This window comes from Bartonella sp. OC68QHHN (genome assembly GCF_042193875.1).
In the GTDB taxonomy this organism is placed as follows: domain Bacteria; phylum Pseudomonadota; class Alphaproteobacteria; order Rhizobiales; family Rhizobiaceae; genus Bartonella; species Bartonella grahamii_A.
Genome location: NZ_JBHIME010000019.1, coordinates 152,138 through 168,336 on the forward strand (window position 1 = coordinate 152,138; position 16,199 = coordinate 168,336).

8 protein-coding genes are annotated in these 16,199 nt (G+C 35.1%); 1 reads left to right on the top strand and 7 read right to left on the bottom strand.

Going from position 1 to position 16,199, the window contains the following annotated elements; all coding sequences use genetic code 11:
- Window positions 1-97: 97 nt before the first annotated feature.
- Window positions 98-2,563 (bottom strand): penicillin-binding protein 1A, encoded by a 2,466-nt coding sequence (locus ACFIJ0_RS02515; protein ID WP_375623575.1) that lies wholly within the window; start codon window positions 2,561-2,563, stop codon window positions 98-100.
- A 168-nt stretch (window positions 2,564-2,731) separates the two neighbouring features.
- Window positions 2,732-3,961, bottom strand: a complete 1,230-nt coding sequence (locus tag ACFIJ0_RS02520; RefSeq protein ID WP_375623573.1) for an N-acetylmuramoyl-L-alanine amidase — start codon at window positions 3,959-3,961, stop codon at window positions 2,732-2,734.
- A 587-nt stretch (window positions 3,962-4,548) separates the two neighbouring features.
- On the opposite strand from ACFIJ0_RS02520, the gene ACFIJ0_RS02525 reads away from it, so the two are divergent.
- On the top strand, window positions 4,549-7,182 hold the full coding sequence (locus tag ACFIJ0_RS02525) for an Rne/Rng family ribonuclease (protein ID WP_375623571.1): 2,634 nt from the start codon (window positions 4,549-4,551) through the stop codon (window positions 7,180-7,182).
- A gap of 86 nt (window positions 7,183-7,268) precedes the next feature.
- On the opposite strand, the gene ACFIJ0_RS02530 is transcribed toward ACFIJ0_RS02525, so the two are convergent.
- The 5 genes from ACFIJ0_RS02530 to ACFIJ0_RS02550 form a co-directional block, all read right to left on the bottom strand.
- A complete protein-coding gene (locus ACFIJ0_RS02530; protein WP_375623569.1) occupies window positions 7,269-7,880 on the bottom strand; it encodes an invasion associated locus B family protein in 612 nt (203 codons plus the stop codon).
- Window positions 7,881-10,388: 2,508 nt separating this feature from the next.
- Window positions 10,389-13,889, bottom strand: a complete 3,501-nt coding sequence (mfd, locus tag ACFIJ0_RS02535; RefSeq protein WP_375644195.1) for a transcription-repair coupling factor — start codon at window positions 13,887-13,889, stop codon at window positions 10,389-10,391.
- 5 nt (window positions 13,890-13,894) lie between these two features.
- Window positions 13,895-14,182: a succinate dehydrogenase assembly factor 2 gene (locus ACFIJ0_RS02540; protein ID WP_375623565.1), complete on the bottom strand. Its 288-nt coding sequence runs from the start codon at window positions 14,180-14,182 to the stop codon at window positions 13,895-13,897.
- A gap of 66 nt (window positions 14,183-14,248) precedes the next feature.
- A complete protein-coding gene (locus ACFIJ0_RS02545) occupies window positions 14,249-14,929 on the bottom strand; it encodes an ABC transporter ATP-binding protein (RefSeq protein ID WP_375623563.1) in 681 nt (226 codons plus the stop codon).
- Window positions 14,929-16,197: a lipoprotein-releasing ABC transporter permease subunit gene (locus ACFIJ0_RS02550; protein WP_375623561.1), complete on the bottom strand. Its 1,269-nt coding sequence runs from the start codon at window positions 16,195-16,197 to the stop codon at window positions 14,929-14,931. Before ACFIJ0_RS02550 ends, ACFIJ0_RS02545 begins: the two co-directional genes overlap by 1 nt.
- Window positions 16,198-16,199 lie beyond the last annotated feature (2 nt).

The following is a 16,199-nucleotide window of genomic DNA, read 5'->3' on the forward strand; positions in this document are numbered from 1 at the left end:
GCTGTGAAGAAATAGCACGGATTTATCCCTCTATTTACAGGACCGACACTGTAAAAAAATAAAAACCATGACTCATGGCGAAAGGAGCTTTTGTTGATTAATACAGCCCACCTGTCCCACTTTCAAGGGCTTTATTGACTTGTGGAGAAGTAGTTACTGCAGGAACACCTTCTTGAAAAGAATTTGTACTCCCAATAACTTGATATATATCAGCAGGACCAGTTCCTGGTTTAAATGCTTCTATAATGACATCTTGATCTCCTCTTTCTGCAAGCATTCCTGTTTTCCGATTAATTGGCATTAAAATCATGCCCTTTGGCATCTTAAAGGGAACATCTGGCTTCCCTTTAAGAGCATTTGCCATAAACTCACCAAAAATAGGTGCAGCTAATGAACTTCCGGTTCCATTATATCCTAACGGAGCAGGTTGATCGTAGCCGATAAAAATACCAACGACAATGTCAGGAGTAAATCCCATAAACCAGACATCTTTAGAGTCATTGGTTGTCCCTGTCTTAGCGGCAATATGTCGATTAAGATAACGTAAACGTGCTGCAGTACCACGCTGAACAACCCCTTCCATCATGGATGTAATCTGATAAGCCGTCATAGGGTCAAGAACTTGATCTCGCTCATCAATCAATGTGGGTTCACTTTGATTATTCCATGAATGCGTATTACAATTTTCACAAATACGATCATCATGACGATAAATTGTCTTTCCATAACGATCTTGAATTCTGTCTATCAGAGAAGGTTTAATAGAGCGTCCCCCATTGGCAATAACTGAATAAGCTGTAACCATTCGTAATACTGTTGTTTCGCCAGCCCCTAAAGCCATGGGAAGATAAGGCTGCAATTTATCCACCACGCCAAAGCGTTCTGCATATTCAGCGACAAGAGGCATTCCCATATCATTGGCAAGCCGTATTGTCATAAGATTACGAGAACGCTCAATACCATAACGCAACGTTGAAGGTCCCGCAAAGGTACTACCATAATTTTTTGGTTGCCAAACTTCACCATTATATTGACGAACTTCAATGGGACCATCTAAAACAACGGATGCTGGTGTATACCCGTTATCAAGAGCTGCAGCATAAACAAAAGGCTTAAAAGCAGACCCAGGTTGGCGATAAGCTTGGGTTGCACGATTGAATTCAGATGCGGCAAACGAAAATCCTCCCACCATCGCAAGAACGCGCCCTGTATGAGGTTCCATAGCAACAATTGCACCTTCAACCTTTGGAATTTGTTGTAAACGATAAGTGTTGTTTGTATTAGATAGTTTTTCAACAAAAATGACATCCCCAACTTGCAGAACATGAGATAAGCTCTGAACAGTTTTTCGATAACCATTTTCTTTTACAACATGGAGTGCCCATTTTGAATCAGCTTCAGATAAAACAGCAATTTCCTGTTTTTTTGATAATATACCTGAAGCTTCGCGCTGTGGCTGTAAACCAATCTCTACTTTATTGGGATTAGTAGAAAGAACAACAGCTAAACGCCATTCAGGAACATCACTTAGCCCTGTGATATTTGCAAGTTCTATCCCCCAATCACCTGTCTCATCAATATGCGCATAAGCTCCACGCCATCCTTGCGAATGATCAAATCTAATTAATCCATCGTGCAAAGCACGCCGCGCAATAAGTTGTAAATGCGGATCAAGTGTTGTACGAATGGAAAGCCCACCTTCATAAAGTGTTTTAGCCCCATAGCGATGTATTAAACGACGTCGCACTTCTTCAGTAAAATAATCAGCCGCAAAAACATAACTATCACTCCCACGTATTGTCGCTCCTAAAGGTTTAGCTTTCGCTTTTTCACCTTGATTACGCGTTACATATCCATTTGCAATCATTCGGTCTATAACCCAATTACGCCGATCAATAGCACGTTGTGTATTCTTAAATGGATCATAATTTGCTGGTCCTTTTGGAAGAGCAGCCAAATAAGCACATTGTTCTAGCGTCAGATCATTGACGGATTTATTGAAATAGGTCAAAGAAGCAGCTGCTATACCATAAGTGCCACGACCCAGATAAATTTCATTGAGATAAAGTTCGAGAATATGATCTTTTGAATAAGTTTTTTCAATACGCATTGCTAAAATAGCTTCCTTAAATTTACGCTCTAACGTTGTTTCTGAACTTAAAAGGAAGTTTTTAGCGACTTGTTGTGTTATAGTTGATGCACCCTCTGGACGTTTTCCAGAACCAATATTACGAATATTATTGATCAAAGCTCGAGAAAGTCCTTCAGGATCTAAACCAAAATGATGATAAAAGTTTTTGTCTTCAGCCGAAATAAAAGCATTTATAACAAGCTTTGGTATTGATTGAATCGGCAAATAGAGGCGATGTTTTGTTGCAAACTCTGCCATAAGACGGCCATCAGAAGCATGGACGCGGGTCATTACCGGCGGCTCATAAAGTGAAAGAACTTCATAATCAGGGAGTGCATTTGCTTGACCACTGCTTATAACACCCCACGTTATTGCTCCGCAAAGTCCAATAGCAACAAAAAAACGAAGAAGATATCTTAAAAAAATCATCATAAAAATGGCTATCGCTTTCTTAAGAATTAATCAAAGAAAAAATAGGTTACTTCAAACACCCCAAGTGGATATCACCACAAGATTGAGATCAAGAGAATTTGTTTTCTATCTTTTATTTATATTAAGGTACACTAAAACCCCATATTGATACTCTATTTTCTTACAAATTTAAAGAGGCCGTATCATTTTCTGCCTATAATCAGCAAATTGACGAATAGAATGAGCAATAGAGGCTGCCATTTGTTTTCTCCAACGAGGATCATTTAATAACTTTTCGTCCTCTTTATTGGATAAATAACCTATCTCTATCAAGACGGAGGGTATATCTGAAGCTCTTAAAACTTGAAAATTAGCATACCGATGTGGGTTATTAATCAAGTTAATATGATTCTTTAATAAACTTGAAATAACACTATTTGCAAAATTAACCGAAAATGTATGTGTTTCACGTCGTGTAAGATCCATCAAAATATCTGTAACTTCGAGCGTTTCATCTGCAGGCAAACCATCGAGCAAATCAACTTTATTTTCATTTTCAGCTAAAGATTTTGCAATGGCATCAGAGGCTTTTTCTGATATGGTATACACTGTAGCACCGCGAAGAGAATGTAGATCAATCGTATCCGCGTGAATAGATATAAAAAGATCAGCATCAAACTCTTGCGCTTTTTTAACTCTTTCACTCAGTCTTAAAAAAATATTGGAATCTCGCGTTAAAGCAACAATAATATGAGAATCCTTTTGTAATTCGTCTCGCAAAGCACGCGCAAAGTCTAAAGTCACATCTTTTTCTAAGATTCCAGTAACACCCCGTGCACCACCATCAATACCACCATGACCAGGATCAAGAACAACACGGAAACTATATGCTGGAATTAACTGTGTTTTTGTATCAAAAATGGTCCTTTGCTGGTTCTTTAATATCTCATCAAATTTTTCTTGTGTACTTTTACGAATATCAATCAGCAACTGCCATAAACCATTATTTAATTTTTTTACGACACTTTTTTCAACCACAAAAGCCGTTTTACTTGTCAAAATAATGCGTGAAGTCTGTATGTCAGAAAAAGCATACCGCACATCTGAAAGCATAACGGATAATGTATTTTGATTTTTTAAAGGCGTATTTTGTACTGAAAAGTCATTCGTAGGTAAATTGATAATCAAACGTGCAGGCCTGTCTAAAATCTGTAAACGAACATTTGGCTTTGAATTGAAAACCGCAATAATACGCGTATAAACACTATCACCAATGGTTCGAAAATTAATAAGTCTCAGAGGATCTGCAGCTTGAACACTGGTTTGTAATAGCAAAAAACATAATAAAAAGTACGTGACGAGCACAATAACATCCTCATACGCTGTTTTCAGCTTTTTGGTAAAAAAAACTCTTATCATAAGCAAAGTACTCTACATTACATTTGTAATAATTTATCTTGGTTATATAAAAACGATACAGCAATTTATTCTCTATCTTTCAATAAAAGCTAAATAAACACCCCAAAACGAAATTAAGGTCATAAATATCTTATCATTATACATGATGTACATTGTTACTTGCCAAACGCATGATATCAACATAAAAGAATATTTATGCTTCCGAGCTGATAATAGTCATCTAAATTATCTGTAACTCATATTAAGTTGTTTTTAGAGGTTTTTTGCCTATTATGCGTTGAGACTTTTTTATGGATGAAAAATTTCTATGTTATAACATTAGGATTGCATTACTTAAGATTCGTTGGTTCGGATATCCGAACTGTTTTAAAGATTATTTTACCGGAGACTTTTAAAAAGTATGAGTCATAAAAAACAGATGGAGATAATGATGAGAAATGGTGTAAATGCAGTCATGCCTCTGCACGTGGTGTTCCATCCTGTTTTTCTGGTACCTCCCTTTTATGGCAGACAGCCTTTTATGTTTACGAATAGTTATAGCGTTCGTTTGAATAAAATTGTGTATGTCGCCTTCAGGATATTAACTTATGTCAAACAAAATGCTTATAGATGCCTCCCATCCGGAGGAAACACGTGTTGTTGTTGTTCACGGCAACAAAATTGAAGAACTTGATTTTGAATCAGAACATAGAAAACAGCTCAAGGGGAATATTTATCTCGCACGTATTACGCGTGTAGAACCCTCTCTCCAAGCAGCTTTTGTTGAATATGGTGGAAACCGACATGGTTTTTTAACATTTTCTGAAATTCATCCTGATTATTATCAAATTCCTATTGCTGATCGCCTTGCTCTTCTTGAAGAAGAGGAAAAAGCAGCTGTAGGAGAAAATTCTGTAGATGCCTTTACGGAAGAAGCAACTAACAATAAAAAACGCTCCAGAAGAACAAAAAAAAATGGAAAAAACAATGTCATAGCAGCCGATATTGAAAATGATATCACATCTGAAGTGACAATAATTGATAATACAGAAGAAGCATTAAATGCCGATATCTCTTATGATGAGATCGAAATGGTCGGTGCTGAGGACATCCGTGAAGAGCTCCCAATTTATCAAAGAAAACAAGGGCGCCAGTATAAAATTCAAGAAGTCATTAAACGACGTCAAATTTTGTTGGTACAAGTCATCAAAGAAGAGCGTGGCAATAAAGGTGCTGCTCTTACAACATATCTATCTCTAGCAGGTCGTTATTCTGTTCTAATGCCCAACACAGCACGTGGTGGTGGTATTTCACGAAAAATTACGAACTTACAAGACCGTAAGCGTCTTAAAGAAATCGTAAAAGAATTAGCAGTTCCAAAAGGTATGGGCGTTATCTTACGAACCGCTGGTGCCAATAGAACAAAAGCTGAAATTAAACGTGATTATGAATATCTTATGCGGTTATGGGATACTATTCGCACTTTGACACTCGAGTCAACGGCGCCATGCCTTGTCCATGAAGAAAGCAATCTCATCAAGCGTTCTATACGAGATCTTTACAATAAGAACATTAGTGAAATTCTTGTCTCTGGAGACCAGGGATATCGTGAAGCGAAAGACTTTATGCGTATGCTCATGCCGAGTCATGCAAAAGTTGTGCAACCTTACCGTGATCCTACACCTATTTTTGCAAGAAATAATATTGAAATTCAACTTGATAAAATGTTGCAACCACAGGTTTCTTTAAAATCTGGTGGTTATCTTGTTATTAATCAAACAGAAGCACTTGTTGCTATTGACGTAAATTCTGGCCGCTCTACGAAAGAATTCTCTGTCGAAAAGACAGCCTTACAAACTAACCTTGAAGCTGCTGAAGAAGTAGCGCGTCAATTACGCTTGCGTGACCTTGCTGGTTTAATTGTGATTGATTTTATTGATATGCTTGAAGAACGCAATGTGAAGCTGGTCGAAAAAAAATTAAAAGATTGTTTAAAAAATGATCGTGCTCGTATTCAAGTAGGTCATATTTCACACTTCGGCCTTTTAGAAATGAGTCGTCAACGTATTCGCATATCGGTTTTAGAAAGTACAACACAGCCCTGCCCACATTGCGCAGGAACAGGAAATATACGTTCTGAATCATCAATTGCGTTACATGTCATGCGCTCAATTGAAGAATATCTTCTTCATAATTCGCAATATAATATTATCGTGCGCACACCCGTAGCAACAGCGCTTTATGTATTAAATCATAAACGCAACATTCTTGTTAATTTAGAAGCTCGCTTTAAGCTTAATATTAGTATTGAAGCAGATGATAGTATTGGGACGCAACATCTTGTTATTTCTAAAGGCTCAATAGCAGAGAGCATTTCTCGATCTTCATTGGAAGATGCCAATAAGAAAGAAATTGAAGATTCTGTTTTCATAAAAAGTGAATCTATTGAAAATCCTTCTCTCATTGAAACGAACCAAAAGCGTCGGCGCAAAAATCGTCCTGGTGAAATTACTGATCATTCTCTTTCCAATGTTCATAAAAAAGAAGATATCTTGAATGATGATTCTTATCGTCGAGGACGCCGTCGAGGACGTCGTGGTGGTCGACGCAATCAAGATAATAGTAGTTTTCATCAGATTCGCCTTCCTTACGCAGAACCAGTGGGAGATTTTGCTAAGCAGGCTTTAGCAGAAATTAAAGCAGTGCATCGCAAACGTCGTGTTTTACTTGCTAAATCCTTTGAACTTGAAGAAATAAAAAATAATACACAAGCTCTAGATATACAAAAACAGGGTGAATCTGAAAAAATTGATACAAGTATTAAACCTAAAAAACGTAAAACGCGTTCTTCAAAAGTATTAGAAAATCAACTTTCTTTAGAGAATGATCAAAATGTCGCAGAACAAAAATCTCTTGAAGAAAAACCTAAAACCAGTTCGGTACGTAAAGCTAAAACAAAAAAAGCAGACAAGTCTATTCATGAGGTAGAAGATAAAATTCTTGAAAATAGTAAAAAATCAACACGTGGAACACGTAAAAAAAAATCCTCTAAAGAGACAACACAGATACAAAAAATATTAGAGAAAGAAACTATAGTCAAGATGCAGGAAGTCGTTGAAACCTCTCCCACCCAAGTTGAAGAAACAATTAATCAACCCGTTGTTATTTCATCAACGCCTAATGATTCTTCCAAAACTGAACGTATTGGTTGGTGGAAACGCAGAATTCTTTCGAAAAATTAAGGATTAAAAAAACGCCACAGAAAACTGTGGCGTTTTAAATAAACAATTATAGAAGACGTTTCAACCAATTCTACGGTGTGGGTTTATTACTTTTGTTTTGCTTTTTCTTGCTCAGCCCGCATGCGCTCTTCAATTTCTTTTTGCTTTGATTGAATGGCTTGCTGCAGCTTTATTTGTTCTTGTTGGAAATCTTTTTCCTCCATACCAGGACCGGTATAGGCTGCTGTAAACCCATTAAGAGAAAATTCAATAGGATTAGCTGAACCACGGAAATTAACTGTGGTTACAACCATTTTTGTACCACTTTTCATAGCTGCTATAAGCTTATCATCTAAGACATCATTGGCAATACAACTTGGTCCATTACAAATAATATAAGGAATTTTTTTAGAGAAGTTGTCACCAATTTTAATGTGAACACCTTCTGGCAAAAAACGACCTGTAGGTACTTGAATACCTATACGTTTTTCATTTTGCTTCCCTTTTATTTCAACAAGATTAAAAGCCGTTAAAGGTTGTCCCGTATTCGATAATACAGTATTCATTGTATTACAAATATCAACATCATGCTGCTTACTGCAAACTTTGTACCAGCCTTGTGACAAAGTTTGCGCATTTGCAGAAATACCAGCTATAAGAAAAAGGGCAGCGGCTCCAACTAATACTGAAACAGCAGAATAAACATTTTTATGCGACATGATTAAGTTAATCCTTTCAACGCGCTCTTAAGTAACTTCAAAAAAATATTAAATATAATTCCAACTTAAATTTATTAAATTATAATGAAATAACACTTAAATTTTACTAGTTTTACTTCAATATATAAAAAAAAGTCAAATTTAGAGAAAAAATACGACGAGCCATTCTAATTTTTATACACCCATATAATTCCCCTCTTCATCACATTGGCATTTAATGCAATCTATCCATAAAACACCTCTGTGCATTTGAACTAAGATTACACAAACGAATCAATATTGCAATATTAATTAAAATAAACTCCCATACTACTCTAAAAGTCTTACTAATTAAACTTTTTACATTTATTACTCTTCATATTAAACTTATAGAACCTTAGAAGTAGATGTTGCAATGCATGAATCTCTAAAATATCAGATAAATTTTACTGTTTTCCTTATGTGCCTCGTGTGATACACAAAAAATCATTTACGGTATTATCGAAACATTTGATGAATTAAAACCAATGATTGTCTAAAATTTCTGTATAATTGTAAGAGATTTTTTTGCTAATGGACAATTTTTTGCCCTTGTTTACAAAACAATGGTGATACACTTTTGTAATAAAATTTTTATATTCTATATTTTTTAACTAAAAATTTTAGTTAAAAAATACCCTACTAGAAAAGTGCTGTTTTCTTAATTAAACAACACATTTTCTTAGAGAGAAAATTTATAACTGTTGAAAATATTTTATTTATAATAAACTTCCTTAAAATATAACAACATATTAATTTATAATAATAAATTATCTTTTTTCTATATTGTATGAAAGATTCTGATAAGGAATAAAAACACCCCCTACGAATCATCTCACGTGCCTAAAGCCATAATAACTTTATGCTCATATACCAAACATTATATATTGCACTTCTGTACAAATATCATCTCTCAGATTTATATGTGAATAAAAAATATAGCTTTTATCAATTTATTTTAAGTTATTTCTCAAATAAAAGAATCTACTAAAATGATAAATTATTTTCATCTTTCATAACATCAAAGATACAAATTGTTAATAATTTAAATTTTTAATGTAAAAATGAATTTAACATGTCATTCTGTACTACTGTATAAATTAACCTAGATATATAAAGTATATCTCTTATTGTACTTTATGATACGAAATGTATCGTCATTGAAATAATTAATCAGCTAAAAATAAAAATCTACAAGCACAAAAAATGTGTTTTTATCACTTAAATATAAAATTATCTTTTAATATAAAAAATATAAATAAATTTATTTTATGTATCAGTTATTTCCTCATCTTAATTATTCTGTATTTAATTGAGTAAATTTTTAATGATATATCATTATAGAATAATTTTTTATAAAGTTAGTAAATTATACTTTTATAGGAAATTAATTATTTTACTATTTTTAACATATTTTTACAAAAATAAAACAATACTTTTTAATTTAACTATTTTTCAATATAAGAACGCATACGATTTATAATATTCTTTCTCTTGTCTAGAAGAATTATATTATATAATTCTTTCAAGTTTCTACACAATATAGATAAATCTTTTATAATCCGACTACCCTCTGTAATATTATCTTTTACATCATCAAATGTTTGTTTTTCATAGCTATTAAGAGCCTTCTGTTAGCAATTCTTTTATATTGCTGTAAACTGGGGCTTATCGAATTAACTGCGTCTTTTGCCCAACCAAAATCTTTATCTTTCCAATCAAAATCTTTGCACAAAATAGCACCTATATCACTCTGCAATATATCCGATAAGGTTTTGTAACTAATAATAAATATGAGGATAATTTTTCATTATCTTATCATCTCCCCAACACCTTCATTCATTTTCCATTTATTAAATAATTCAGCTTTTCTTTATATTCTCCTACTTCGTACTCTCTCGCTATATGTACCCTAGATATAAATTTTATTTTTTTTAATAGATCCTATAATTTCGAACCAAGATTATAATATTCATTCTTCAGATTTTTCAGTTCTTTAAAAAATTTATCTCGTTCCTGCAAACGCTTATAGTATTCTTCTTTAGAAATATTTTTTCCCAAATATCTAAATGAGAAATACTTTCTTCAATAAATTGTATGCTATCTTTAATATTCTTTCTTTTGTTTTTATAATGTTTGTATTGTTACTCAGAAGATAACTCAGCGTAAGCGGTTTTTATGCCATATTATTACAGGGAGTGAAAAACGCCTACGTTAGCAATTTTTGTAATGAAGAAAACATATTATCTTGTCCTAAATTTTTTCTTTTTAGAGAACACACCTATATGCACGTTCTATTTATTGCGGTTACACCGTCTAAACTATTTTTTCATTATATCAATATGTATTATAATGAAGAACGAAAAATTAATATGTAAGGAGTTCTTTTATTATAAACTTAAATTTTATTCTTATAAAAAATAAATAAATATTTGTTTTTATAGAATAATTTTATAAAAATGAGTAACATTTCTGAAACAATAAAAAATTTTAAACAGAATGTTGTGCTGCCATTTCAACAAGCTGTGTCATAATATTCGCTGCTCCAACAAGCCTTTCATCCGCTGTGGACCAATCACGAATAAGAGCGATACTTTGATCTGGTCGAATTTTTGCCATCGAACCTTGTTTTCCAACCCACTGAACAAGAGCAACACTATTTGCAAAATAATTATTGCGAAACTGTATAACAATCCCCTTTGGTCCAGTATCTAATTTTTCTACATGCGCTTTTCGACACAATGTTTTGATATAAAAGACTTTAAGAAGGTGTTTAACTTCAAGCGGTAAAGGACCAAAGCGATCAATTAACTCTGCTGCAAATTCATCAATTTGTTTTAAATCATCAAGTTCTGTTAAACGACGATAAAGCCCCATACGTAATGGCAAATCAGGCACAAAACTTTCTGGTATCATCACTGTTGTACCAAGTGAAATTTGAGGAGACCATTGCCTATCTTCATTTAGCTCTCCATCTTTTAATTCAGCAACAGCTTCTTCAAGCATTTTTTGATAGAGTTCAAATCCAACTTCTTTGATATGCCCCGATTGCTCTTCACCTAAAAAATTGCCTGAACCGCGGATATCCATGTCATGGCTTGCCAATTGAAAACCGGCCCCCAAGGTGTCAAGAGATTGTAAAACTTTAAGACGGCGATCAGCAGCAGCTGTTAAAACTTTACCAGCAGGAAATGTAAAAAGAGCATAAGCACGTTGTTTTGAGCGCCCTACCCTCCCTCGTAACTGATAAAGGGCAGAAAGACCAAACATCTCAGCACGATGCACAATTAATGTATTAGCTGTTGGAATATCAAGACCTGATTCAATAATGGTTGTCGATAGCAAAACATCATATTGCCCATCATAAAATGCATTCATGATATCATCAAGTTGTCCAGCCGGCATTTGTCCATGAGCCACAACGAATTTCAGTTCTGGTACATGTGTTTTGAGATATTCTTCTACAAAAGCTAGATCAGAAATACGAGGACAAACATAGAAACTTTGTCCGCCACGATAATATTCTCGAAGCAGGGTCTCTCGTATAACAAGTGCATCAAATGGTGAAATAAAAGTACGAACCGCCATTCTATCAATGGGGGGTGTTGTTATCAATGAAAGTTCACGTACTCCCGATAAGGCTAATCCTAAAGTGCGTGGTATGGGAGTTGCTGAAAGTGTGAGAACATGAATATCACTTTTAAGCTCTTTTAAACGCTCTTTGTGTTTGACACCAAAATGCTGCTCCTCATCAATGATAAGAAGTCCTAACCGTAAAAAATTAACTGCACCACTTAATAATGCATGGGTTCCAATGACAATATCGATTGTACCATCTGAAAGACCTTTTTTTACTTGTGCAAGTTCTTTCGCTTTTACAAGCCTTGAAGCATGTCCAATCTTAACCGGTAATCCTTGAAAACGCGAAATAAATGTCTTGTAATGTTGACGTGAAAGCAAAGTTGTCGGTACAACAACAGCAACCTGATATCCATTTAAAGCTGCAACAAAAGCACTTCGAATGGCTACTTCAGTTTTTCCAAAACCAACATCACCGCATATCAAGCGATCCATCGGCTTGCCTGAGGCTAAATCGTCTAAAACAGCATCAATTGCATTCATTTGATCTTCCGTTTCTTCATAGGGAAAGCAAGCAACAAATTCATCAAATGTCCCAACTGGTGGAAGTAAAGTAGGCGCAGCGCGAGTCATACGCTCTGCAGCTATACGGATTAATTGCCCTGCCATTTCCAATAAATGTTTTTTAAGCCGAGCTTTACGTGCTTGCCAAGCAACACCCCCTAATTTATCTAAAGTTATCTCTGTTCCTTCTGAGCCATAACGTGAGAGAAGCTCAATATTTTCAACAGGTAAAAAGAGTAAATCACCTCCAGCATATCTAATTTCAAGGCAATCTCGTAAAATTCCAGTGGTTCTGATGGTTTTAAGCCCAACAAATTGGCCAATACCGTGGTCAATATGCACAATAATATCACCAGAATTTAAAGCAGAAATTTCAGAAATAAAATTTGTATTATTCTTACGCCGCTTTGGCGATCTTATAAAACGATCGCCAAAGATATCTTGCTCTGCTATAATAGCCAAATCTTCAGCCTCAAAACCATGTTCTATCATGATAACAGCTGCTAATACGCGATCTCGTGGTGTTGCTTTGACAGTTTGTAAGGATTTTGCAACATCTATTTTTTTCAATCCATGCTCGTCGAGAACTTGTAGCAAACGATTGAGAGATCCTTCACTCCAACACGCTAAAAGCACTTTTTTACCAGCAGTACGTAAAGATGCGATATGATCAATAACACTTGAAAAAACATTTTTTTCCTGCGCATTACGCTCTTTTACAAAATCATATCCCTGTTTAACATTAGTGTGAATAACAGTTTGTTCCAAACTTTGTGGTATATTAAAAGGCGAAAAATCAATACGCTGTGAAGATTGTTGCACACCTTCCAAAACACGCTCTGGCGTTAAATAAAAAAGACTAGGATCTATTGGATGATAAGAAGTAGAATTTTTTTCATCATTTTCGCGCTCTTTGCGCGCGTTATAATAGTCTTCAATAAGACGATAGCGCTCAATGAAGACTTCTTCTATACGATGCTCAAAAACTATCGGTAAGTTGCCACAATGGTCAAAAAAACTATCAAGGTTTTCATAAAAAAATGGAAGCCAATGTTCCATACCGGCAAAACGCCGACCTTGAGAAATTGCTTCATAAAGCATGTTATTTTTTTGTGATACACCAAATGTACGAGTATAATTACTTTTAAAACGGCTGATGCGTTCTGGTGTAAGAACAACCTCACTCATTGCCTGTAATAAAAGTTCAGTTTTTTGGCCTGTTGTCCTTTGACTTTCTGGATCAAATACGCGGATACTTTCTAGGGTATCTCCAAAAAAATCAAGACGTAAAGGTTCAACATCTATCGGAGAAAAGATATCAAGTATTCCTCCTCTTACAGCAAACTCACCAACATCACGGACAACCGTAACGCGTTCAAAACCATTGGTTTCTAGAAATTGAATAAGATTTCCCATGTTATTGCGCTGGCCAACACGTGCGTGAATAAGCTGAGCTTCTATCATTTCACGAGGAGGTAACTTTTGCATAATCGCATTTGCTGTTGTTAATATAATTGCAGGATGTGGATCTTTACGTAAATTTGCTATGTGTACCAATGCTGATAGTCGACGTGCCATAACAGCAATTCCTGGTGACACACGATCATAAGGCAAACAATCCCATGCAGGAAATTGAAGTACGGATAAATTGGGCTCAATAAAATTTAAAACTTGTTGTAAATGCACAATTTTTGTTCCGTCACGGACAACATAGATGAGCGGTTTACCTTGTGCAATTTCTGAACTTAATTTAGCAAGCGCAAAAGCTTCAAATCCATCAGTAACTCCATCAAAAATCATACGAACAGAATTATTTTGGGGAATAACAATTTTTTTAAATATAGGCATCGGAACTAATAACTTAAGCAGGTACGATAATTGGCAATATCACGAAAAAGTGGACTATCAACTTCAGAGGGTGGCGAAATTTCTCCAGTAATCCATGTGAGTAAATCACGATCATCAAAAGACATAATATACTCAAGTTCAGAGAGCGTTTTATCATTCATTTCAGTAATATGAGCATCGACATAATGTCCAAAAATGAGATCCATTTCACGAATACCACGATGCCATGCACGAAAAATCAATCGACGACGACGCACATCTAATTGATTTTTGTCAACGACAAAAACTGTCATAAAAAATCTCCTTGAATAAAGTAATATAAACTATTCAATTAGTCATATAAAATTTGTACCTTTCTTTTAAGGAAGTTCTACAATCTTTTGTTCTTTAAGTGTAATTCGACGATGCATTTGCTTAGCCAAAGCGTAATTATGTGTTGCAATAAGAGCAGAGAGACCAGACTGACGAACAAGGATAGATAAAGCTTGAAAGACATAAGCTGAAGTTACTGGATCAAGATTTCCTGTAGGTTCATCAGCCAAAAGAACCGAAGGGCCATTTGCTACTGCACGTGCAATAGCAACACGTTGTTGTTCTCCTCCTGATAACTCTGAGGGACGATGGTTCGCACGATGAGAAACACGCAGATACGTCAATAATTTGCGTGCACGATCTTCTGCTATGGATTTTTTTAATCCTGCTATCATTTGCGGTATCATGACATTTTCTAATGCCGTAAACTCTGGAAGTAAATGATGAAATTGATAAACAAAACCAATATCATTTCGTCTTATAGCTGTGCGCTCACTATCAGAGCGCTTTGCACAAGAAACACCCCGTAACATCACATCACCAGCTGTTGGTTTTTCTAATAACCCAGCAATATGAAGAAGTGTTGATTTTCCAGCACCAGATGGTGCAACAAGTGCGACAAGTTCTCCACGATTAAGAATAAAATTCGCTTTATCTAAAACAATAAGCGGCTTATGACTCTCGAAAAAGCGTCTTTCAATCTCTACAAGCTCTAAAATAGCTGTCATTATTCATACCTCAAAGCTTGTACGGGATCTAGCTTAGCAGCACGCCATGCCGGAATGAGAGCAGCAAGAAACGATAAGAATAAAGCCATCATAGCAACCAAGATGGTCTGCTTCCACTCAATTTGTGCAGGCAATTTTGTTAAAAAATAAAGTTGAGGATTAAAAACGTCGACATTAAATAACCAAGATATAAAGTCTTGGATATGATTAATATTCGTGGTCGCAATAACACCTAAAACTAAACCTAATATAGTTCCAATAAAACCAATCATCATTCCTGTAATGATAAATATACGTAAAATTGCACTCTGTTGAGCCCCCATCGTGCGTAAAATTGCAATATCATGACTTTTGTCTTTTACAAGCATAATCAGCCCTGAAATAATATTTAAAGCAGCAACAAGAACTATCAGAGAAAGAATGAAAAACATAACATTTCGTTCAATCTGTAAAGCTGAAAAAAAAGCCTGATTGCGTGTACGCCAATCAATTAAATAGACCTGTTGATCAACTGCTTTTTCTACAACAGGTTTTATTTGATCAACAGCATCAGGATCATTTAGAAATAATTCCAAAGACTGAACCTTATCTCCCAAATTAAAAAACATTTGTGCTTCATGGAGAGGCATAAAGATAAATATTGAATCATATTCAGACATACCAACTTCAAAAATAGCAACGACTTTATAGGCTTTCACACGTGGGGTCACGCCAAAAGGAGTCTCATCACCATCTGGAGTAATAATACGAAGATCTCTTCCAACTGTAAGTCCTAATTTTTCTGCTAAGCCACTTCCAATTGCAACACCTTCTTCTTGATCAAATTGAGAAATCGATCCTAATTTAATATTTTGAGAGACTGTTTTAAGCTTTTCTAGATCTTGTTTGCGCATACCACGAACTAACGCGCCAGAGCCACCTTGAGCTTCACCTTGAACAAGCGCTTGCCCCTCAATAACAGGCAAAGCAAACTTCACACCATTTGTAGTTTCTAAAGAAGAAATAAGAGTCTTATAATCAGAAAAACCAGAATCAACTGTTTGAATAATAAGGTGCCCATTCATACCAAGAATACGATTGAGAAGTTCTGTACGAAAGCCATTCATCACCGCCATAACAACAACCAAGGCGAATACTCCTAACATAATCCCAATAAGAGAAATAATTGAAATAACAGACGCAACGACATGTTTTTTATTGGGAATCATATAACGAAAAGCGATCATCCACTCGTAAGATGAAAACCTGTTGTTTTTCAGCCTCTTCATAA